The organism is Gemmatimonadales bacterium (assembly GCA_035502185.1).
In the GTDB taxonomy this organism is placed as follows: Bacteria; Gemmatimonadota; Gemmatimonadetes; order Gemmatimonadales; family JACORV01; genus Fen-1245.
Window position 1 is genome coordinate 131,314 of the sequence record DATJUT010000101.1, and the last position, 22,888, is coordinate 154,201.

Consider the following 22,888-nt stretch of genomic DNA (forward strand, 5'->3'; position numbering starts at 1 on the left):
GCGCCGCGGCGGGCCGGAGGCTACCGCGCGGTTGGAACCGCCGGCCGGGGCTCGGCGGCCCGCACCACCACCGTCACCCCCGCCTCGCGCAGGCCGTCCGCGCTCGCCGTCAGGCGCAGCGTCCCGGCCTGGGCGGTGCGCAGGATCGCCAGTCCCCGGCCCTCGAACGCGTGGCGCCGGTCGGAGCGGTACGGGTCGTGGTCCTGGAGGTTGCCGGTCTCCACCGCCACGACCTCACCTCCGGTCACCGCGAGCCGCACCTCGTCGTCCGCGGCGGGCACCACGACGCCCGAGGAGTCCACGATCTCGAACGCCACCTGCGCGACGTCGCCCGGCGCGGTGGTGAGGGTGTCGCGATCGGCCACGAGGCGGATCGCGGCGGGCGGGCCCGCCGTCCGCAGCTCCGCGACGGCGCAATCCGTCCCGTCGCGGTGCTTGCCGACGGCCCGCACCACGCCCGGCGCGTACGGCACGTCCCAGCTGAGGTGCAGGTCGTTGGTCGTCGCGCGCACCACCGGCAGCGCGTACGTGTTCCAGCCGCCGGAGGTGCCCTGCGCCGGGAACTCGAGGCTCTTGGCGCCGAGCGAGCGGCCGTTGACGAACAGCTCGACGGTGTTGCAGTTGGTGTACGCCAGCACGGGGATCGTCTGCCCCTCGCGCCCCGGCCAGTTCCAGTGCGGCAGCAGGTGGAGCACCGGCCGGTCCGTCCACACGCTCTGCCAGAAGAAGAACGAGTCCTTCGGGTGGCCGGTGATGTCCAGCGGGGCGGAGCCGAATCCGGTGAACGGCCAGAAGCTCTCGCCCAGGTAGTCCACGCCCGTCCACATGAAGTCGCCGGCGAAGTAGTCGTGCGTGGCGATCCACTTCCAGCGCCGCTCCGCCTCCATCATCCCGCTGGTGTAGTTCGGCCGGGGGACCGCCGGATCGGTGCCGAGCGACGGGCGGCCGTCGAACGACTGGAACACGGTCCCGCTCTCGGTGCCGACCATCTTCCAGTCGGGGTGGTCGTGCCGGTCCTGCTCGGCGAACAGCTCGCGCCGCTCGTGCCAGCGGTCCACGTAGTTGTAGCCGACGACGTCCTCGCTCCCGAGGAAGGCCGGCGTCGCCGGGTGGCCGTCAGCGTAGATGTTGTCGTTGCCCGTGGTGACCGGACGCGTCGGATCCTCGCGGTGGAAGACGTCCACCAGGCGGCGCAGCACCTGCGCGCCGTCGGCCGTGGACTGCTCGCCGATCTCGTTGCCGGCGCTCCAGATCACGATCGAGGGATGGTTGCGGTCGCGATGGATGAAATCCGTCACATCGCGCTCGCTCCAGTCGGCGAAGTACTCGTGGATGCCGTGCGGCACCTTGCCGATGGTCCACTCGTCGAACGCCTCCGCCATCACCAGGAAGCCCAGCCGGTCGCACAGGTCGAGGAACTCGGGCGCGGGCGGGTTGTGCGACGTGCGGATGGCGTTGGCCCCCATCGCCTTCAGCATCAGCAGCCGGCTCTCCCAGATCCGCTCCGGCACGGCCGCGCCCACGCCTCCGCCGTCGTGGTGCAGGTTGACGCCCTTGAGCTTCACCGGCCGGCCGTTCAGCAGGAGGCCGCGGTCCTTGTCCCAGGCGATGGTGCGGATGCCGAAAGGCGTGGTGGTGGCGTCGGCCGTTCGCTGGCCGTCGAGCACCTCACTGCGCAGCGCGTACAGGCTCGGCGACCCGACCGACCAGAGCCGGGGCGCCGCGACCTGGAGCCGCTGCACGACCTCGGAATCCTGCCCGGCGGCGAGCGCGATGGGCGTCTCCGACCGCGCAGCCTCCTTGCCCGAGCCGTCGAGCACCGTGGTGCGCAGCGTGCCGCTCCGGGCGGCGGGGTAGTCGTTCTCGACCCGGGTCCGCACCACGACGTCCGCGCCCGCCGAATCCGCGCGCGGCGTCGTGACGTACGTACCCCAGTGGCCGACGTGAAGCGGCGCCACCAGTTCGAGCCAGGTGTGGCGGTAGATGCCGCTGCCCGTGTACCAGCGCGAGTTGGGCTGCAGCGAGTTGTCCACGCGCACCGCCACGACGTTGACGCCCGGCACGAGGTGCGCCGTGACGTCGTAGCCGAAGCTGCTGTAGCCGTACGGGCGCTTGCCGAGGTGGAAGCCGTTGATCCACACGTCGCCGTTCATGTAGACGCCGTCGAACTCCAGCCATGCGTCCCGGCCCCTCGGTCCGGCGGGCAGGCGGAACGACTTGCGGTACCAGCCCAGCCCCGAGGGGTAGAAGCCCATCCTGCCGCCGCCCGGGGTGTCCTGCTTCGGCGTGCCCTCGATGCTCCAGTCGTGGGGCAGGTCCAGGCGGCGCCAGGCGCGGTCGTCGAAGCCGGGACGCTCCGCGCCTGCGGGGTCGCCGAGCGTGAAGCGCCACCCGGGGTCCATCGACAGGCGCTGCCGCTGGGCCGCGGCCGGACGCGCCGCGACGAGGAGCGCGGCGGTGGCGGCGACGAGGAAGGTGACGGTGCGGCTCGTGAGCATGGTTTCGGTCCCCGGAGGCGTGCGGGCTGAGGTGGTCGTCGAAGGCGCGGATACGTTAGGCCCGAGCCCGAGGTGGCCGCAAGAACGCGCTGCGAGCTACATTGGCTCGCGCAGGGCCGAAGGTCCCTTTCAGGCAGGAGAGACGCAGATGACGCAGCTCGGGAGGTCCACGGCCGCGCTGGCGGCCTTGATGGCGCTGACGTCCGCCGCCCTCGCGCGTCCGGTGCGGGCGCAGGCGCCCTCGGCGCGGCTCGCGCCGGACACGTCGTGGGTGACGCGCTCCGCGCTGTACGAGGTGAACGTCCGCGACTTCTCGGCCGCCGGCGACCTGCGCGGCGTCACCGCCGGCCTCAAGCGCATCGAGGCTACGGGCGCCGACGTGATCTGGCTGATGCCGATCTTCCCGGTCGGCGTGCTGAACGCGAAGGGCCCGCTGGGATCACCCTACGCGGTGCGCGACTTCGATGCGATCAACCCCGCCTTCGGCACCGCTGCCGACCTGCGGGCTCTGGTGCGGGCGGCACACGCGCGGCGGATGAAGGTCATCCTGGACTGGGTGCCGGACCACACCTCGTGGGACAACGGGTGGATCCGGGAGCATCCCGAGTACTACGTCCACGACGACAGCGGCCGGATCGTGGTGCCGCGCGACCTTCAGGGCCACCCGACGGACTGGACCGACGTCGCGCAGCTCGACTACCGGAACGCGGGGCTGCGCACCGCGATGATCGCCAGCCTGCGTCGCTGGCTGGTGGACTTCGATCTCGACGGCTACCGCATGGACGTGGCCCACTTCATCCCGCCGGACTTCTGGGCGGAGTGCGACACGGCGCTGCGCGCGGCGGTACGACGGCCGATCATGCTCCTCGCCGAGGCAGGCGAGCTGGCGGTGCACCGCGTCGGCTTCGACCTCAGCTACGGGTGGGACGGGTACGCACGCCTGAAGGCGGTGTGGAAGGGCGCCCCGGTGGACTCGTTCGTCCTCGGCGTGCTGGCGGACCAGCAGGCGATGCCGCGGGGCGGCATGCGGATGCGGTTCACCACCAACCACGACGAGACCGCGTGGGACAATCCGCCGGTGACGCTGTTCGGCGGCCCGGCGGGGGCCCGAGCCGCGTTCGTGGCCATGGCGCTGATGCCGGGCCGGCCGCTGCTGTACGACGGGCAGGAGGTGGAGAGCCCGGAGAAGCTCGGCCTGTTCGAGCGGGAGGCGATCAACTGGAGCCAGCCCGACTCCGCGCAGGCGCTGGGCTTGTACGCCCACGTGATCTACCTGGCCCGCACCGACCCGGCGTTCCTGCGAGGCGACCTGCGGCGGGTCGTGACCAGCGATTCCACCGACGTCATCGCGTACCGCCGGGGTGCGGCCGTGGTGCTCGTCAACGCGCGCCGCAACGCCACGCGCTTCACGGTGACGGGCTTTGCCGTCGACGGCGCGCGAGATGTGCTGACCAACCACGTCGAGCGGGGCGACACGCTGGCCCTGCCGGCGTACGGTGCGGTCGTGCTGGAGCGCTGAGCCGGGCGTGCGGCGTCCTGCACCGCCCGGGCGCCTCGCCGCGCGCCCCTGGGCGGGCGCGGGGACTGCCTGCCTCTAGAAGGACGCCGTGAGAATGACGACGCCGGTGGCGCCCGAGGCCGCCACGGCCGGCAGTGTCGCGTTCAGCGTGCCATCGGCGGAGTAGCCCTTGCCACCCGCCTCCGGCAGGTTATACGTGACCGACGTGAACGTCACGCTGTAGCTCCCGGCCGCGGCGGTGCCCCCGCCGATCGAGGCTCTCCAGGTCTGGTTGGAAGCGGTGGTGACGAAGATGTCCGCTTGCGCCCCGGCGTCGGTGCCGGCGTAGGTGCTGTCCGTGGGCTCGCCGAGCCACACGATGGCCAGCCCCATGGCCGGCGTCGTCCCGGACGCCCGGATACCGAACGTGAAGCCACCGGTGTCGTCGGTGTTCGACCACGTCGTCGTGGCGGGCCGGCAGTCGAACGTCCCGCTGACCGCGCCGGACAGCGTCACCGTGCACGAGCTGCTGACGCCGGGCTGTACTCCGGTCGTGGTCTTGTTGCAGCCCAGCGCGCCGACCACCGCCACCAGCGCGCCGACCACCGCCACCAGCACAACGTCCCGTACTCTCATGAGGCTCCCTTCGGGCCGCGCTCGGCGGCGTTCCTGCAGGTTGCACGGGCTGGAGCGGAGCCGCAAGGCCCGCCGCGGCCCCGCCGCCGGCCCGCGGTGTCGCGCGCCCGCACGGCCGTTCAGCGCCCGCGACTGCCGGTGTAGAACCGATCCAGAAAACGGTACGCGTCCTCGTGCGGCGCAGGCCCCACGCGCGGACGGGCGTCGAGCACCATGATCTGCGTGCTGTCACCCGCCTCGGCAGCGGGCCAGCGGGGCAGCCCGGCGCCGCTGGGGTGCCCTGTCTTCACGAAGCTGGCGAAGTAGCTCTCCATCGCCGCCGAAACGCTGTCGTCCTCCGCCGTCCAGAGGTACACCTTGTTGGTGGGGAGGTTGCCGAGGGCATACTCGATCTCGGCGGAATGGACCGCGCCGGGACGAGCAGGGTTGGGTCCGGGCACCACCGGCGCCGGCCGCGGATGGACATAGAGGTAGCGGTACACCGGCTGCCCGGCGCGGCGCTGCAGCTCGGCCCACTTCCACGTGCTGTAGGCGGTGAAGGTGGCGCCCGCCAGCAGGGTGCCGGACTCCATGACTTGCTCCGGCGTGGCGCCGGGGAGGATCAGCATCGCCTCGCCGGCCTGGGCACCGAAGAGCCTCTCCAGAGCTGCGGCGTAGTTCCGCGGGGTGGAATCCGCTCCCGCGAGCTGCGCACGCCAGTCCGCCTCCACGGAGTTCCATCCCACCAGGAGGGGCACGCGCGATTGCGCGCCCGCGGCGAAGATCTCGGCCGGGCTCGCCGGGAGGAACCAGCCGTCTACGGTCGCGGGGAACCGCGCGCTTCCGGGTCGGCCGGCGGCGGCGAGCAGGCTGTCGGCCGGGAGGGCGCGCAGCCCCGCGAGTGACGCGGCGCCGACGCCGCGAGCGAACTCCAGGCCGCGTCGCTCGGCATCGGCGAGCGGAACCGGCGCGAACGTGGGATGGATCATCCCGCCGCTCTCGCCGATGGCGCCGGCGATGAGCCGGCGCGACAGCGGCGAGGCCATCAGCGCGCACACGGAGATGGAGCCCGCCGATTCGCCGCCGATGGTGACGCGCGACGGATTCCCGCCGAACGCCGCGATGTTGCGCCGCACCCACTCCAGCGCCGCCACCTGGTCGAGCAGCCCGTAGTCGCCGGATGCGCGGTGGAGCGATTCGCGGGTCAGCTCGGCCAGGGACAGGAAGCCGAACACGCCCAGCCGGTAATTCGCCGTCACCACGACGACGCCGCGCCGCGCCAGGCTCTCGCCGTCGTAGCGCAGCTCGGAACCGTCGCCGGCGATGAAACCGCCGCCGTAGAAGTACACCAGCACCGGCAGCCGACGTCCCGCCGAGCGTGCCGGAGCCCACACGTTGAGGTAGAGGCAGTCCTCGCTCATGCCGCCGGAGCGGAAGACCATGTCGCTGAAGACGGGGAGCTGCATGCAGCGCGGGCCGAAACGGGTGGCGTCGCGCACGCCCTTCCACGGCGCGGCCGGCCGGGGCGCTCTCCACCGCAGCTCCCCCACGGGCGGCGCCGCGTAGGGGAGCCCCACGAATACGCGCACGCCGCTCGTGGCCGCCGTGCCCCGGAGCAGGCCGCCTGCGATCCGGACCGGCTCGGTTCGACCCGCGCCGGCCGGGATCTGCGCGGGCAGATAGCGCGGCCCGGCCGTGGTGTCCTGTCCGCGAAGTGCGGCGGGCGTCGCCAGCAGGCACCCCAGGGCCAGGAACGTGGCGCAGCGTCTGGCGCGCGTGGCGGTCTACCTGTTTCCGGGGGCCCGCTACCGGCGGGCGAGATCGAGGACGAGGCTGCCGCCGGCGGCGATGGTCGCGGCCGGAACGTACGCCGCGATGCGTCCGTCGGCGCCCACCACGAGCGGCGCCCCGTCAGGACCGCCGAGCAGGCTCCGGGGCGAGTAGCGCCCGGGCGGCAGGGTGCGCTCGCCGGCGCTGATGGCGACGAGCGAGGCCGGGGTCGCGCCGAGGTTCGCGATCACCAGCACCGCGTGGCTGCCCTCGCGGCGCAGGTAGGCGGCCACCTGGGGGCTGGCGGCGGCAAGGGGCACCAGCCTCCCGGCCGCGAGCGCCTCGTTCGCGCGGCGCAGGTGAATCAGCCGGCGGTACAGGTTGAGCAGCGAGCCGGGGTCGGCGTTCTCCACCGCGACGCTCGCGGTCAGGGAATCCGGCTGCGGGCTCTCCCATGGGTTCCCGGTGGTGAACCCCACGCCGCGGACCGGGCTCCACTGCATCGGCGTCCGCAGCCGCGGGTCGGGCTTGTCGCCCGTCATCCCGATCTCCTCGCCGTAGTACACGAACGGCAGGCCCGGCAGCGTCAACAGCAGCGTCGCCGCCAGCTTCGCGCGAGCCACGTCGCCGCCCAGCGCCGTCATGGTGCGCGTCCCGTCGTGGTTGCTGAGGAACGGCGACCAGCGGTCCTCGGGCAGCGTGTCCTGGAGCCGAAGGTACCCGGCGAGCAGGCCGCCCGCGGTGCCGCGGCGCACCGCCGCGAGGAGCGAGTCCGCGATCTCGAAGGTGAAGTACGACGAGAGCTGGTCCGGGTAGTACGGCAGTTGGGCGCCGATGTTGCCCCACGCCTCGCCCACGGTCCACGCACCGGGCTTCACGCTGTCGACGTGTGCGGCCCACTCGTGCAGGAACCGGTGCGTGCCCGGGCAGCCGATCAGGCAGGCGCCTTCCTCCACGAGGTAGGGCACCGCGTCGAGGCGGAAGCCGTCCACCCCCATGTCCCGCAGCCAGAAGGTGGCGATCCTCTTCGCCTCCGCTCGCACGGCGGGCGTGTCGTAGTCGAGGTCGGGCATGACGCTCGAGAACACGCCCCAGTAGTACTCGTCCCGCACGGGGGACTTGTGCCAGGCCGCCTCACCCCACGGGCCCGTGCCCAGCGGCGTCGGCGAGAAGCGGTACCAGCGGCGGTAGGGCGACGCGGGGTCGTTGAGCGCGGCCTGGAACCACGGGTTCCGGTCCGAGGTGTGATTCAGCACCATGTCCACCAGCACCCGGATGCCGCGGCGGTGGGCCGCCGCCACCAGGCGGGTGAAGTCCGCGTTGGTCCCGTAGTCGGGCTCGACCCGATAGTAGTCGCTCACGTCGTACCCGTGGTAGCTGGGCGACGCGGCCACCGGCATCAGCCAGATGCAGTCGGCGCCGAGGTCGGTCTTCGAGGCGGGGTTCCCGTCGTTGATGTAGTCGAGCTTCTGGATCAGGCCCGCGAGGTCGCCGATCCCGTCCCCGTTGCTGTCGTAGAACGAGCGGACGAACACCTCGTAGCAGACGGTGCCCGCCGGAAGCCGGACCCGCGTCGGAGGCTCCGTGCGTGCCGCCCGCCCGGCGCCCGGCGCCGACGCGGAGGCGACCGCGCCGCGCATCCGGGCGGGCCCCGGGCCCTGGGCCGCCGCCGTGACGGTGGCGCCGAGGGCGAGCGCGGCGCACAGCGTGACCGGCGCCGCGCGCTTCATCGTCACGGCGTTCGGTTGGCGGCGTCTATCGCGACGGCGGAGACGGGTGGCAGGCGCACCTGGACGGTGCCGGTCGAGTCCACGACCACGGAAGTGCCGGCGCACGCCCCGCCCACCAGCCCCCCGGTCAGGAGGTCGCAGTAGGTCCCGGGCGTCATTCCCGTCGCGACCGGCGCGGCCACGGCGGTGTCCTCCCGGCTGATGGCCACGAACCCCTTGTTGCCCCGCGAGAAGGCGATCGCGTTCGCGCCGTCATCCCACCAGTGGTTCTGGTCGGTGCCCGCGACGAGCTTGCGGAAGGCGACCATGCGCAGGATGTACGGGTCGCGGTGCTCGCACACGAACTGGTCGTCGGCGGCCGTCTCGAGGCTCGCGGCGCAGGACACCGGCAGTGTCCAGCCGTTCCCGTCCGACCGCGGGCCCATCGAGTTTTCCGCGGGGCGGTTGAACGCGTAGGCCGACAGGATGGACGGGTAGCCGTAGGGCTGCGCGAGCATCCACACGTTCGCGACGCGGAACACGTTCCCGTCGCGGTAGCCGATGGTCCCGGCGGTGTGCTGGGTGTCGTGGTTCTCGAGGAACACGACGGCCTTGTCCGACGGCATCAGGCCCCACGCCGAGGGCGAGAACTGGGCGCCGGGCGGCCCGTTCGGGTTGAGCTGCGCGATGAACTGCCCGCCGTTCTCGAGGAACTTGTCCTGGACGCCGCTGAAGGTGAACTCCGTGATGTCCGCTGCGCCGCCGGAGCTGTACGCCTCACCGTAGTAGTCGCTCGGATGCAGCGCCTCGCCCGCCCCGCTGCTCACCTCGAGGAAGTAATACGGGATCGGGCGGCCCTCCGCCGTCAGCGTCGAGTCCACGATCCGGAAGATGCTGTCGAGCGAGACCTGCTGAATGTGCTTCGCCGCGTCGATGCGGAAGCCCGCCACGCCCACTCGCGCCAGCTTGATCAGGTAGCCGGCGATCGTGTCCCGGACCGACGGCAGCTCCGTGTTGAGGTCCGGCAGGCTGAGCAGCTCGCAATCCTGCACGTTCGCGGCGTTGCTGTAGTCGGTGACCGTGCAGGCCGGGTGGAAATCTGCCGGAGAATACAGCCCCGGATAGTCGTACTTGGTGTAGGCGCTGCCGTTGCTGCCGGTGCCGGGACTGGGGGAGTTCGTCATGTGGTTGATGACGGCGTCCACGTAGATGCCGACGCCCACGGCCCGGCAACGGCTCACCATGTCCACGAACTGGGCGCTGTCGCCCGAGCGGCTGCGCGCGATGTTGTAGCGCACCGGTTGGTAGCGCTCGCTCCAGTCGTGGCTGGGCGTGATGCTGTGTTCCTCGGGAGGCGAGACCTGCACCGCGGTGAATCCGGCCGGCCCGAGCACCTGCTCGCACTCGGTGGCGATGTCGGGCCACGGCCACTCGAACAGGTGGACGAACACGTCGCCCGCCGCCATGTGGCCGCTGGGGCGGTAGGTCGCCGGCAGCGTCGGCCGGCTCGGCGGTACCCCGGTGCCCGACGGCGGCGAGGTGGACGCCTCGTGGCAGGCCCAGGCGAGCAGCGCGAGTAACCCCGTTCCGGTGATGCGGAATGTGCGTATCACTGATCGGCTCCGACGGCTCACCAACGACCCGCAGCTCCGTCGCCGAGGCGACGGAGCTGCGGAAGAAGGCGTTCGGTTACTGCCGCTCCAGGCTCAGTAGCCGGTGCAGAGGTTCTGCTTCAGGTACGGGTTGGCCGCGAGCTCGTTGGTCGGGAACGGATACAGATCACGGCATGCGTCCGTCGCCTCCCCGGCCACGACGCCGCCCTTCCACGCCCACAGGTAGGTGCCGCCGGTGAACAACCCGTAGCGGACGAGGTCCGTCCGGCGGTGGGCTTCCCACAGCAACTCCCGCCCGCGCTCCGCCAGAACGAAGGGCAGCGTGAGCTGAGCCTTGGTGATGTTGCCGCTCGCGCCTCCGTAGGCCCGGGCGCGGAGCAGGTTCACGTAGGTGAGGGCGGTCGCCGAATCGGCGGTCGAGCCGCCACGCAACGCCGCCTCGGCGAAGATCAGGTACGCCTCGGCGAGCCGCCACACCGGGAAGTCGGTGTCCGCGAACGCCGGGTTCTGCGGCGCCCCGCCAGTCGACGTCATGTTCGTGTACTTGGGCGCCAGATAGCCCTGGCCGAACTGGCTGAGGTCGGCTATCCCGAGCGACTGGCCGCTGGTGAAGAAGAACCCGCTGCGCAAGTCACCGACCGGGTGGTCGGCCGTCGTGTCGAACAAGCTGTCGCCCTGCGGCTTCAGGCGGATGCCATACCAGCAGCCGTCGATGCCGATCGCCGTGTTCGACAACGAGTTCCCGCATGCGGCATGCTCCAGGAACGTCACCCCGCCGTACGACTGCTCTTTCAGGCCGTCCTGGGGGATCTGGAAGATGATCTCGGGCGACGTGTTGTTGTCGGCGGTGAAGTTCAGCCGGAAATTCGAGGCCAGGCTGAATGCGCCCGAGTTGATCACGGCCTGCGCCGCGCTCATGGCGCCGCCCCAGTTCGGCGCCCCGGTGAAGACGCCGGCGTTCAGGTACAGCTCGGCGAGCAGCATCTCCGCGGCCTGGTCGGTCGCGCGGCCGTAGGAGCTGCTCAGCCCTGCCTTCGGCAGGCTGCTCTGGATGGCCGTCAGCTCGCTCACGGCGAAGCTGTACACGTCCGACCGCGTGCTCTGCGGCGGAGGCGTCGTGCCGATCGCGGTCACGAGCGGAACGTTGCCGAAGAAATCGATCGCGTGGAAGTAGGCCAGCGCGCGGAGGAACCGGGCCTCGGCGCGGTACGTCTGGATCGAGTCGTGGATCGCCGCGCTGACGCCGCCGTTCGTCGCAATCTGGGCGTCGGTCGTCAGCCGCAGGAAGTCGTTCGCCAGCACGATTTCGTAGTAGATGCGCGAATACATCGTGGTGATGAACCCGTTGGACGCATCCCACGTCTGCATGTTCATCGGCTGAAGGCCCTGGTCACCCCAGGCGATGGCCGCCTCGTCCGTCGGCAGCTCCTCCAGCTCCCAGTACAGCCGCAGATACTGCGAGAAACCTTCGTCGAGGCCCGCGAGATCGGGATTGCCGGCGGGGCCCTGCTGCCCGCTGAGGGCGAGCCCGGCGTACACCTTCGCCAGCAGCTGCTGGTACGCGTTCTGGTTCGCGAAGACGACGCCCTCCGCGGTCGTGCTCTTCGGCTTCACCGTCGGGTCGGTGCAGCCCGCCGCTCCCAGGATCAGGAGCGCGGCACCGGCGGCGGACGCCGTGAGGATTCTGAGGTTCATATGTCCGTCCCTTCGTGAATGATCGGATTCATGGCCGCGTCCCTAAAGCCGGACACTCAGGCCGCCGGTGACGATACGCGAGCGGGGGTAGATGTTGTTGTCGATGCCGTTGATCCCCGCGGTCGGATCCACGCCGCTATACCCGGTGATCGTGAAGACGTTCTGCACCGTGGCGTAGACGCGCATCTGACGACCCTGATACCGGAACGTATAGCCCAGCGAGATGTTGTCCATCCGCAGGAACGACCCGTCCTCGAGGTAGAGGTCCGACAGATACTGCGCCGACAAGAACCCGGTCTTGAGGAACGAGGTGTTCAGGTTGTACGGCGACCCGCGCTGCAGCTGCGCCGCAAAGCCCTCGTCGGACGCGACGTTGTTGTACACGTAGTTCCCGAGCCACGCCCGCAGCGTGAAGCTCAGGTCGAAGTTGCCGTACGTGAAGTTGGAGGTATGCCCCAGGATCCACGTCGGCGCGGGGCTGTGCTCCGCGTGGAGGCCGCGGGAGTCGCAGCTGTTGCCGGGCGTTTCGGTGAAGATGCTGTCGCCCGCCGCGTTCTGGACGTTGCTGTAGAAGGTGCCCTCGACCGGCTTCCCGGTCTTCGGGTCGTAGTACTGCCGGCAGACCCAGAAGCTGTTGTTCGGCAGCCCCGCCTTGAGGATCTGGATCGTGCTGCCCACGCCGCCGGAGATGCCGCCGGTGAAGATGTACGCCCCGGCACCGCCCCACGGCGTCACCTGCGTGATGGTGTTCGAGTTGTTGGCGGCGGTGAAGTCGGCGGTCCAGCCGAGCTTGCTCCGCCCGCCCTGGAGGATGCGGGCGCTCAGGCTGAGCTCGAGGCCCTTGTTCCGCATGCTGCCGACGTTGGTCGTGATGTAGTTGGACAGGTTCGTGGCCGGGTCAATCGGCACGAAGTTGATCAGGTGGTCCGTGTTCTTGACGTAATAGTCGATGGCCCCGGTGATCCGCTGGTTCAGGAAGCCGTAATCGAGGCCGATGTCCCAGGAGCTGGTCTGCTCCCACGTGATGTTCGGGTCCACCGCGCTCGGCCGGATCGTCGGAATGTACGTGGTGCCGAACGCCACCTGCGCCTGCGGGTTGCTCTGCAGGAAGCTCGTGCTGTAGAGGTACGCACCGAACCCCTGGTTGCCGTCCTTCGCCCACGACGCCCGGAGCTTGAGGTCCGAGAGCGGAGTGAAGCTGCGTAGGAACGGCTCCTGCGAAATGCGCCACGCAGCGGACAGGGCGGGGAAGTTCCCCCACGCGTTGTCCGGGCTGAACTTGGACGAGCCGTCCCGGCGGACGCTGGCCGCCACCAGGTAGCGGTCGTTCAGGTTGTAGTTCACGCGCCCGAAGAACGAAATCTGCTTGGTCTCGGTGATGAAGTTGGAGTTCGAGACGTTGGTCGCCTGCGGGTCCCCGTTGATCCCCAGCAGGTTGGTGCTGAGGCCGGTCAGCGTGACATTGGGATAGTCACTGTACGTGTACCCGTAGGAATACCCGCCGGTGACGTCGATGCGGCCGGGCACGATGTTCAGTGGCGCGGCGTAATCCAGATACGTCTCGAAAACGGTGTTGGCGTTTGTCGGGGTGGCACTGAACAGGCGGCCGAGCTCGCCCGACTTGGTCTCGGGGTGGATGTTGCTCGGAGTGAACTGCGTCGCCGTGATCGAGCTGATCTCGTACCCGAGATTCGTGTTCCAGTGCAGCGCCGAGAGGAACGGCAGGCTGTAATCCGTCTGCAGATTGCCGACGCTGTGGAAGGTCGTGCCTCTCGACTCGGAGGTGTTCAGGATCTCCAGCGGATTGTCGGCCGACTGGAGCGAGTTGTTGGGCCAGTTGTAGTAGCCGGTCGCGCTGGTCGCATCGTAGACCGGCTGCGTCGGCCCCATCTGCGCGGCGTTGGAGAGCACCCCGCCGGGCAGGACCTCGTCGACCGTGCGCGCGCCCCTGAGGTTGGCCTTCACGTCGAGGCGATCGCCGAATAGGTGCTGATCGTAGTTGAAGCCCAGCGAGATCCGCTCGGTCGAGCTGTTCTTGATCACGCCCTCCTGGTTCATGTAGCCGAAGGAGAGGCGGTAGTTGCTGGTCACACCCGAGCCGGACACGACCAGGTTGTGCTCCTGGCCCCAGCCGTTGCGCTTGACGAGGTCGAACCAGTTGGTGTTCGCCGTGCCCAGCTGAGAGAACCCGGCCGCCGAGTCGTACTGGATCACGGCAGCCCGGAACTGCGCCGCGTTCAACATCGACGGCACGCGGGTGATGGACGAGGACGTCATGCTGCCGCTGTACTCCACCCGCGGCGCGCCCTGCCCCGACTTCGTCGTGATGATCACGACGCCGGTGGCGGCGTTGGTGCCGTAGATCGCCGCGGCCGAGGCGTCCTTCAGGACCGTGATGCTCTCGATGTCGTTCGGATTGAGGTAATTGAGGACGTCGTGGCCGCCGGAGATCCCGTTCAGGTTGGTCCCCGAAGACACCGGCATGCCGTCAATCACGTACAGCGGATCGCTGCTCGAGCTGACCGAGGTCGCGCCCCGGACCCGGATCGAGATCCCGCCGCCCGGCTCGTTGTTGTCCACGACCTGGACGCCCGCGACCTTGCTCTCGACCAGCTGCTCCGGGCTGATGATGCGCCCGGGGTTGAAGTCCTCCACCTTCAGCTGGGTGACGGCGCCGGTGATGTCGCCGGCCCGCTGCTGGCCGTAGCCCACGACCACGATCTCGGACAGACCCACGGCCTGCTGGGTCATGCCGATGTCCGGCACCACGACCGTCTGGCCTGCCTCGACCGTGACGGCCTGGACCACCGGCGCGTAGCCGAGCATCCGCACGCGCAGCGAGTCCGTGCCGGCCGGCATGGTGAGGACGAAGTGACCGTCCGCGCCGGTCTGCGTGGCGCGGGTGCCGATGGTCACGGTGGCCGCGGCGAGGGGCTGCTTGGACGCATCGTCGACGACGCGTCCGCGAACCCTGCCCGGCTCTTGTGCGCGCAGCGGCGCCACCCACGCCAGTGCCAGGAGCGCACCGATTACGTACCGACCTCGTTTCATACTGCGCCTCCTCAAGCTGTGAGGGCTACAAGAGAACGCCCCGGCCGATGATCGGACCAGGGCGGGAAGAGTGGACCCTGCACGGCGCCAGCGTATTGCCGGAGCCGGTGCGCAGGTTGCAGCAAATGCTCTGCCCGGCTTGGAGCCGGGTAGCCAATTCGTCCGGGATTCGGCCGTCACGATGATCGGGTCGTCGTGCCAATGTCACCCTGCGGACAAAGATTGAACCGCGGCCCACCGATACGCGATCGTTGCCATCTCAGGTACTGTACGGCTGCGATTCTGTCAACAGCCGGCGCCCGGGTGGAAAGACGCAAGTACCGTTCCCTATGGGCCAGGAAGGGCCGCCGAGTCTCCCCTAGGCAACGACCGTGTCGGGGTAACGACCTACGGCTGCCGCCGCACGGGCGCCGCCGATTGCGAAGCGCACAACTCGTTGTCCATCAAGTAATTGGATGGCGTCGGCGCGCCGAGCTGATCGGGGTCGGGCCGGTCGGGTCGTTTCGGGTCACCGACGCCCGGTCCCCCCCGGTCACCCCGGTGACTGGGTTCTGCGCACGTCGGTCCGACGGCGGGGGGCGCCCCTGTGCTGGAAGGGCCCAAACGACCCGTCGGGCAGGGCCTGCCCGGTCGTGCCGCCCCCCGGACCCGACTGTCCAACCCGGGTTTGCCGAGCAGGGCCCGCGGCCTAGGGTCGGCGAACCCCACGCCCGCAGGGCGGGGTGACCAGGTTGGCGCCCGTGGCAGCCAACGGGGCCATTCCGTGCCCCGCGAGCAACGAATCGAGACCGGCGACGCCATGGTCCCGGATGGTCCTCCAGGAGGCGACCGCCGTCGCGAGATCTCGGCAGGCGTCGGAGTAGGCGGCGAGCACCGGCCCGGTCGGTGCCGCGTCCGCGAGGTCCTGGCCGACGAGCTGGCGGCCGAGGGCGCCGTTGACCTGGACGAAGTTCGGAGGCGCGGGTGGTCCGCCGCGGCGGAAGAACGCCGGGCCCCGCCCGGGCCCCGGGCTTCCCGCGACCGTGTCGAGACGGGCGGCGAGGGCCTTGGCCGCCTGCACGACGTCGGCGGCGACGCTCGAGCCGGTGTCCGCAGCCAGCGCCGTGCGCAATGCGGCCGCTTCCTGGTAGCCGGCCCACGCCTCGCCCATTCCGCGGTAGATCCTCATCACGAGGTCGTGCTGCGCCGCGAGCGCCGCCGCGGTCGTCGGCGAGCGCGGGTCGTTGGCGACCGTCACGGAGCGGGTGTAGGTCCTGCCTGCGACCGTGAGCCGCAGGGTGTAGGTCCCGGGCAGGACCAGGGGGCCTTCCGGTGATGCCGGCGTCAGCCCCGGGTTGGCGTTGATCTCGAAGCTGTGGGCGAACGCCGGCGGCGGGTCGTAGCGCAGATCCCAGGTGGTCCGGTTGACGCCGCTGTCCGTGGGGAGCGGGCGCGGCGTGGTGAGCCAGAAGCTCGGCTCGGGCGGCCTGGCGGCCTCGGTCACGGGCGGGACCGGTACGCTCGAGAGATGGCGCACCACCAGTCCCGCCGCATCGAGCACGTCGAGCGTCACGTCGCCCGCGGGCCTCCGCTTCAGGTAGTAGTAGACCGTCGCGCCCTCCGGCGGGTTCAAGGCGTGCGGGACCTCCGGAGGGAACGGGGTGTTCTGGTTCACGTTGCGGTGCACCCGGATCGCCGCGGCCGGCGCGAACAGGTGGACGTCCTCGGCCGCGATCTCCGGCGACACCTGCCGCAGCGGCGAGATGTCGTCCAGGATCCAGATGCCGCGCCCGTAGGTGCCCACCACGAGGTCGTTGCCGGCGATCACGGCGTCGCGGTACGACGTGTTGGGCAGGTTGAGTTGCAGCGACTGCCAGTGGTCCCCGTCGTCGAACGAGACGTCCATCCCGCTCTCGGTGCCGGCGAACAACAGGCCGGCCCTTCTGGTGTCGGCGCGGATCACCTGCGCGAAGCTGCCGCTGGGCTGTCCGGTCGGGAGCCCGGACACGATCCGCGTCCAGGTCCGGCCGAAGTCACGCGTCCGGTAGAGGAGCGGCGCGTAGTCGCCGGTGCCGTGCCCGTCCACGGCGGCGTAGGCCTCGGCCGGGTCGTGGTGCGAGGCCTCGACCGCCGTGACGTCGGACTGGTCCGAGTCCGGCAGGTCCGGGATCGAGACGTCCTGCCAGGTGCGTCCCTCGTCCCTGGTCACCTTGATGAGGCCGTTGTTCGTCCCCACCCAGATGATCCCGCGGCGCGCGGTGGACGCCGCCATGGACTCGATCGCTCCGCCGCGCGGCGCAGTGGAGCCTCCCGGGCGCGCCGCGAGGCTCTCGGCCGGCGGCGTAACGCCCGCGGGGTAGCCGAGGTCGGGGCTCAGCTTGCGCCAGTGTGCGCCGCCGTCCGTGGTGGCCATGACGTACTGGTAGCCGGCCAGCAGCTCGTGCGGATTCCACGGAGCCCACAGCAGCGGCTGCGAACGGGTCACTCTCAGGTACGCCTTCGGGTCGGCGTTGGGGCCGACGTTGATGATCTGCTCGCTCGGCCAGGTGACCTTCAGGATCCCTGAGCCGGAGCCGTACACGATGTCGGGGTCCAGCGGATCAGCCACTACGGTGCCCCATTCCCAGGTGCCCACCGGGCTCCAGTCCATGGGCGTGATCTCGCCGTAGTTGCCGCGGCTCCGGGTGCGGATCGCCCCGGCGTCCTGCTGGCTCGCGTAGATCCAGTAGGGCCGGGAGCGGTCCACGGAGACGTGGTAGACCTGCTCCGTCGACTGGTTGTACCAGGGGCTCCACGTGCGACCGCCGTCCAGGCTCACCGTCGCGCCCTGGTCCAGCCCCATCAGCATGCGCTGCCCATCGGTCGGGTCGATCCACAGCTGCTGAGGGTCGTCGCCACCGGGCGCGCCCTTGAAGCCGGTGAACGTGTTGCCGCCGTCGGTCGAGACGTAGCTCGACGTGTTGACGGTGTAGACCACGTCCGGATTCCGCGGGCTCACGTACACGCCGCAGTTGTAGCCGCCCTGGCCGTTCCCCACCCGGCGGTCGTCCGGGTCCATCTGGCGCCAGGTCGCACCGCCGTCGTCGGAGCGATACAGGCCGAAGTTGCCGATCAGGTAGACACGTTGCGCGTTGGTGTGCATCGCCACCGCCAGCGAGGTGCGACCCGCGAGGCGTGGCAGGCCACCGCCGGTGATCTCGCGCCAGGTGAGCCCCTCGTCCGTGGACTTGTAGAGCGCGGTGCCCGTCGGGCCGTTCGCGGCGGGTCCTCCGCCCGGCCCGCCGCGGCCCGCGGCCCGCGGCGGCGTGTAGTGACGGTCGGTGGTGGCGAAGACCACGCCCGGCTGGTCGTAGGCCCAGGCCAGCTTCTGGATGCCGGTCTCGTCGTCCACGTACAGCGTCCGGGTCCAGGTGCGGCCGCCGTCCGTGCTGCGGTAGATGCCGCGCTGGCCGCCCTTCGCGTGGAAGTCGCCCTGCGCCGTCACCAGCACGAGGTTCGGGTCGTGCGGATCCACCAGGATCGAGGGGATCTGCCTGGTGGAGTCGAGGCCGACGTGCCGCCAGGTGCGGCCGGCGTCGTCCGAGCGGTACACGCCGTCGCCCTCGTTGATGTTGCCGCCGGTAGGCATGTCGCCCGTGCCGACGTAGATCACGCTCGTGTCGGACGGCGCCACTTCGACCGCGCCGACGGCCGAGACCGTCGTGACGGAGTCGAAGACCGGGTCCCACGTCGTCCCGGCGTTGGTGGTCTTCCAGACGCCGCCCGTGGGAAAGCCGGCGTAGAACACGCCGGGCTCGCCGATGGCGCCGGTGACGGCGGAGACGCGTCCGGCGCGGAACGGGCCGACGTTGCGCCACACCAGCCCGGAAACGGGCTGCGCCGCAGCCGGTCTCGCGGCGAGAGCGAGCAGCACGAGGGACGCGCCGAGCAGCGGCGGGCGGAGCGGTACCAGTTTGCGGAAATCGGTCATGACAGGCATCTCCAGAGCGCACTGGGGAGGCATCGGATTCACGAGCGTTTGGATTCGGTGACAGAATGTCTACGGGGAAGCACGCGGCAAAGTTGCACGACGCCGGCCTCCGCCGAGGAGAGGCCCGGCGTCGGGCGGACCGCGCTTCGCCAGCACCGGGCAGGAGGCACGACATGAGGCCGTTCTCGCGGGTTCTCCTCGTCGCGACCGTCGCGACGTGCGTCGTCGCCGTCATCGCGGCGGCTCCTCCGGCGGCAGCGCGAGCCGGTGCGCTCGCGGCCGATTCGTGTCCCTGGGTGCGCTCCAGCGCCCCGGTCGCGGCGCGGGTGGCGCAGGTCGTGTCGGCGATGACCCTGGACGAGAAGATCCAGCTGGTGCACGGCGCGAGCGGGACGGTCTACGCCGGCTATGTCCCGGCCATTCCGAGGCTGTGCGTTCCGGCGCTCAAGCTGCACGACGGTCCCGGCGGCGTCGCGGACGGGTTGCCGGGCGTGACCCAGCTGCCCGCGCCGGTGGCGGTCGCGGCGAGCTGGGATACGGCGGTGGCGCGGTCGTACGGCGCGGTGATCGGCGCCGAGGAGTGGGGCAAGGGCGCGAACGTCAATCTGGGCCCCACCGTGAACATCGTGCGCGACCCGCGGTGGGGTCGCGCGTTCGAGTCGTACGGCGAGGACCCGTACCTCGCCGGGCGCATCGCCACCGCCGAGATCCAGGGCGTGCAGGGCGAGGGCGTCCTTGCCCAGGTCAAGCACCTGGCCGCCTACAACCAGGAGACCTTCCGCAACACCCCGGCCGACGACGTGGCCATCGGCCGGCGCGCGCTGCACGAGATCTACCTGCCGCAGTTCGAGGCGGCGATCCGGCAGGGCGCGGCATCGTCGGTGATGTGCGCCTACAGCACGATCAACGGCACGTGGGCGTGCGAGAACGCGTACACGCAGGATACGGTGCTCAAGGGAGAGTGGCGTTTCCCGGGCTTCGTCACGTCGGACTGGGGCGCGACCCACTCCGCGGCGGCAGCCGCAAGTCACGGCCTCGACATGCAGATGCCGGACAGCTCGTACCTCGGCGCGGCGCTGAAGGCGGCCGTGCAGGCGGGCCAGCTGCCGATGTCACGGCTGGACGACATGGTCGGCCGGATCCTGGCGCAGGAGTTCCGGTTCCATCTCTTCGACCGCGAGCAGACCGGCACGCCGTCGAGCGTCGTCACCAATGGGGCGCACGCCGCCCTGGCGCGGACCGTGGCGGAGCAGGGCACCGTGCTGCTGAAGAACGCGGGCAGCCTGCTCCCGCTCGATGCCGGCGCCGTCCACTCCATCGCGGTGATCGGCCCCGGCGGCGGTCCGGACGCGATGTCGGGCGGCGGCGGGAGCGCCGCCGTCGTCGCGCCGTACGTGGTCACGCCGTTCGACGGGATCGCGAAGCGCGCGGGGAGCGGAGTGCAGGTGCGTCATGCGCAGGGCGCGCTGCCGCCGAGCGGCCGTCTCCCGGCGGTGCCGTCGCAGGTGCTCGCGCCCGTTTCGGGCGGCGGGCACGGGCTCACCGTCCAGTTCTTCAACAACGTGACGCTGTCCGGCGATCCGGTCGCGACCCGGGTGGATTCCGCCGTCGGCGCCGACTGGCACGACCAGCCGCCGGCGCCGGGGGTGAACGCCGAGAAGTGGTCGGCGCGGTGGACCGGGACCCTCACCGCGCCGGTCGGAGGCGAGTACACCTTCTCGCTCACCAGCGACGACGGCAGCCGGCTGCTGCTGAACGGCGCGCAGGTGATCGACAACTGGCGGGAGCAGGCGCCGACGACCGAGACCGCGAAGGTGACGCTCGCGGCCGGCCAGGTGGTGCCGATCGAGGTGGACTTCTACCAGAACGCCGGAGGTGACTCCGTCGGCCTCGGCTGGCGGGTCCCGAGCGGGACCTCGCTGCTGGACGAGGCGGTGGCGCTCGCCAGATCCTCGGACGTCGCGGTCGTGTTCATGAGCGACTTCGAGACCGAGGGCGCCGACCTCGCGGACATCGATCTGCCCGGCGAGCAGAACCGGCTGATCGGCGCGGTGGCGGCGGCCAACCCTCGCACGATCGTCGTGCTCAACACCGGCTCCGCGGTCACGATGCCGTGGGTGGACTCGGTCCCAGCGGTGCTGGAGGCCTGGTACCCCGGTCAGGAGGACGGCGACGCCATCGCCTCGGTGCTGTTCGGCGACGTCAACCCTTCCGCCAAACTGCCGGTGACCTTCCCGAAGCGGCTGGCCGACGTGCCTGCCGCGGGCGCCGCGCAGTGGCCGGGCGTGGGCGGCCGCGTCGGGTACTCCGAGGGGTTGTTGGTCGGGTACCGGTGGTACGACGCCAGGGACGTCGCTCCCCTGTTCCCGTTCGGCTTCGGCCTGTCGTACACGACGTTCCGGTTCGCGAACCTGCGGGTGAGCGAGCCGCGCGGGCGGCCGGTGAGGGTCGGCGTGGACGTGACCAACACCGGTCGGCGCGCGGGGGCCGACGTGGTGCAGGTCTACGTCGGCCATCCCGCCTCGACCGGGGAGCCGCCCTGGCAGCTGAAGGCGTTCCGGAAGGTGCCGCTCGCTCCGGGCCAGACGCGGCACCTGACCTTCTCGCTGGACGCGCGCGCCTTCGCGCAGTGGGACAGCACGGCCGGCGGTTGGGGGATCGCTGCCGGCGCCTATCGCATCGGAGTCGGCGATGCCTCGTCCGACCTGCCGCTGCGCGCCGAGGTCACGATGGGCGCGTCGCGCCCGCCGCCGGGCAGGTAGGGACCGCAGCAGACCGGATCGGCGCTGCGTCCGTTTCGCGCGCAGCCTCGCCCGGGCTGCCGGCGCGCGCCCTCCCCCGCGCCGCGCGCGCGGGCTAGAGCTCCTGGCGCGTGGGTCGGAACAGGATCTCGTTCACGTCCACCTGCTCCGGCTGGCCGATGGCGAAGGCGACCATCCGCGCGAACGTCTCCGCGGGAAGCGCCATCTCGGCGGTCATCTCCCGGACGCCCTGCCGGATGTCGGGCTCCGTGATGCTGTCCACCAGTTCCGTGGCGACCGCGCCCGGTGAGATGATCGTCGTGCGGATATTGTACGGCTTCACCTCCATGCGGAGTCCCTCGGAGAGCACCCGGACGGCCGTCTTCGTCGCCGCGTAGACGACGCCCCCCGGCCGCACCTTGTGACCCGCCACGGAGGAGACGTTGATGATGTGGCCGGATTTCTGCCGCTGCATGTGGGGCAGCGCCGCGGCGATGCCGTACAGGACGCCCTTGAGGCCCACGTCGATCGTCCGGTTCCAGTCGTCGATCTTGAGGCGCTCGAGCGGCGAGTGCGGCATCAGGCCCGCGTTGTTGAGCATCACGTCGATCCGCCCGAAGGTCCGCACGGCCGTGTCCACGAGCCGCTTCACCTGCTCGTAGTCGGTGACGTCGGTGGCCAGGGCGAGCGCCTTGCCGCCCTGGGCCGTCAGCTCCTTGGCCAGCGCCTGGAGACGATCGGCGCGCCGCGCCCCCAGCACGACGCTGGCGCCCTGAGCGCAGAGATGCCGGGCGGCCGCCTCGCCGAGCCCGCTGCTCGCGCCCGTGATGACGACGACTTTGCCTTCGATGCCGGTGCTCATGATCCCCGCTCCCGCCTGACCGACGGCGGCTCAGAGTCCGGTTCTCTTCTCCAGGTGCTCGGGGCATCGCGCGCCTTCGATCGTGATCGCCGCCGCCGCGCCGGTGATCTCCCGCAGATCGTCGGCCGTCAGTTCGACGGCCGTCGCGCCGATGTTCTCCTCCAGGCGCCCCGGTTTCGTGGTGCCCGGGATCGGCGTGATCCACGGCTTCTGGGCCAGCAGCCAGGCGAGCGCCAGCTGCGCGGGCGTCGCCTCCTTCCGCGCCGCGAGCCGGTGCAGCAGGTCCACCAGGGCCTGGTTCGCCTTCCGCGCCTCCGCCGTGAAGCGGGGCACGATGCTCCCTTGGTGGCGATCACCACCTGGCTGCGGACGGGCGCCAGTGCTTCACCGACGAGCTCCTCGTTCGCGAACGGGCCGTACGCCTCGGCCGTGTCGAAGAACGTGACGCCGCGATCCACCGCGCGGCGGATGAGGGCGATCATCTCTTTCCGGTCCGGTGCCGGACCGTAGGCGTAGCTCATCCCCATGCAGCCCAGGCCCAGCGCCGAAACCTCCAGACCGCTCTTTCCCAGTTTGCGCTTCTGCATCGTGCCTCCTGCGCGGGTCGCTCTGCCGGCTCAGAGTAACGGCGCGGCGCGCCCGCGAGTAGGTGGCGGAATCGGCATGGGCGGTGACGCGAAGGGCCGCCCACGACGGCGGCCCCAAGTGTCTGATGCGATCGATGTTCCGGGAGTGCGCCAGACAGGAGTCGAACCTGTGGCCTTCAGCTCCGGAGGCTGACGCTCTATCCAGCTGAGCTACTGGCGCAACAGTCGGGGCGAGAGGATTTGAACCTCCGACCTCCTGGTCCCGAACCAGGCGCGCTAACCGGTCTGCGCCACGCCCCG

12 protein-coding genes and 2 tRNA genes are annotated in these 22,888 nt (G+C 70.7%); 2 read left to right on the forward strand and 12 right to left on the reverse strand.

Features of this window, described 5'->3' with window-relative positions; translation table 11 throughout:
• Positions 1-20 precede the first annotated feature (20 nt).
• Positions 21-2,498 carry a glycoside hydrolase family 2 TIM barrel-domain containing protein gene (locus VMF70_13560; protein ID HTT69047.1) on the reverse strand — a complete coding sequence of 826 codons (2,478 nt, stop codon included), beginning with the start codon at positions 2,496-2,498 and terminating at the stop codon, positions 21-23.
• A gap of 148 nt (positions 2,499-2,646) precedes the next feature.
• Between VMF70_13560 and VMF70_13565 the strand changes: the two genes are divergently transcribed.
• Positions 2,647-4,017: an alpha-amylase family glycosyl hydrolase gene (locus tag VMF70_13565; GenBank protein ID HTT69048.1), complete on the forward strand. Its 1,371-nt coding sequence runs from the start codon at positions 2,647-2,649 to the stop codon at positions 4,015-4,017.
• 75 nt (positions 4,018-4,092) lie between these two features.
• Here VMF70_13565 and VMF70_13570 read toward each other — a convergent pair whose 3' ends face one another.
• The 7 genes from VMF70_13570 to VMF70_13600 form a co-directional block, all read right to left on the reverse strand.
• Positions 4,093-4,632 carry a hypothetical protein gene (locus VMF70_13570; GenBank protein HTT69049.1) on the reverse strand — a complete coding sequence of 180 codons (540 nt, stop codon included), beginning with the start codon at positions 4,630-4,632 and terminating at the stop codon, positions 4,093-4,095.
• Positions 4,633-4,751: 119 nt separating this feature from the next.
• On the reverse strand, positions 4,752-6,362 hold the full coding sequence (locus VMF70_13575) for a carboxylesterase family protein (GenBank protein ID HTT69050.1): 1,611 nt from the start codon (positions 6,360-6,362) through the stop codon (positions 4,752-4,754).
• A 54-nt stretch (positions 6,363-6,416) separates the two neighbouring features.
• Positions 6,417-8,111, reverse strand: a complete 1,695-nt coding sequence (locus VMF70_13580) for an alpha-amylase family glycosyl hydrolase (protein HTT69051.1) — start codon at positions 8,109-8,111, stop codon at positions 6,417-6,419.
• A gap of 2 nt (positions 8,112-8,113) precedes the next feature.
• Positions 8,114-9,703, reverse strand: a complete 1,590-nt coding sequence (locus VMF70_13585) for an alpha-amylase family protein (GenBank protein ID HTT69052.1) — start codon at positions 9,701-9,703, stop codon at positions 8,114-8,116.
• 93 nt (positions 9,704-9,796) lie between these two features.
• Positions 9,797-11,398, reverse strand: a complete 1,602-nt coding sequence (locus VMF70_13590; protein ID HTT69053.1) for a RagB/SusD family nutrient uptake outer membrane protein — start codon at positions 11,396-11,398, stop codon at positions 9,797-9,799.
• A gap of 42 nt (positions 11,399-11,440) precedes the next feature.
• Positions 11,441-14,449 (reverse strand): SusC/RagA family TonB-linked outer membrane protein, encoded by a 3,009-nt coding sequence (locus VMF70_13595; GenBank protein HTT69054.1) that lies wholly within the window; start codon positions 14,447-14,449, stop codon positions 11,441-11,443.
• A gap of 688 nt (positions 14,450-15,137) precedes the next feature.
• Entirely contained in the window at positions 15,138-18,398 is a 3,261-nt protein-coding gene (locus tag VMF70_13600) for a hypothetical protein (GenBank protein ID HTT69055.1), read from the reverse strand.
• A 173-nt stretch (positions 18,399-18,571) separates the two neighbouring features.
• Here VMF70_13600 and VMF70_13605 point away from each other — a divergent pair, with 173 nt between their 5' ends.
• The gene (locus VMF70_13605) at positions 18,572-21,160 is read left to right on the forward strand and encodes a glycoside hydrolase family 3 C-terminal domain-containing protein (protein ID HTT69056.1); all 2,589 of its coding nucleotides are present in this window, start codon (positions 18,572-18,574) and stop codon (positions 21,158-21,160) included.
• Positions 21,161-21,254: 94 nt separating this feature from the next.
• On the opposite strand, the gene VMF70_13610 is transcribed toward VMF70_13605, so the two are convergent.
• From VMF70_13610 to VMF70_13625, 4 genes are all read right to left on the reverse strand, one after another.
• Complete coding sequence (locus VMF70_13610; protein ID HTT69057.1) at positions 21,255-22,001, reverse strand: SDR family oxidoreductase; 747 nt, start codon at positions 21,999-22,001, stop codon at positions 21,255-21,257.
• Between the two features lie 30 nt (positions 22,002-22,031).
• Positions 22,032-22,334 carry an aldo/keto reductase gene (locus VMF70_13615; GenBank protein ID HTT69058.1) on the reverse strand — a complete coding sequence of 101 codons (303 nt, stop codon included), beginning with the start codon at positions 22,332-22,334 and terminating at the stop codon, positions 22,032-22,034.
• A 400-nt stretch (positions 22,335-22,734) separates the two neighbouring features.
• Positions 22,735-22,808, reverse strand: a tRNA-Arg gene (locus VMF70_13620).
• Between the two features lie 5 nt (positions 22,809-22,813).
• Positions 22,814-22,888: transfer RNA gene (locus VMF70_13625), tRNA-Pro, on the reverse strand.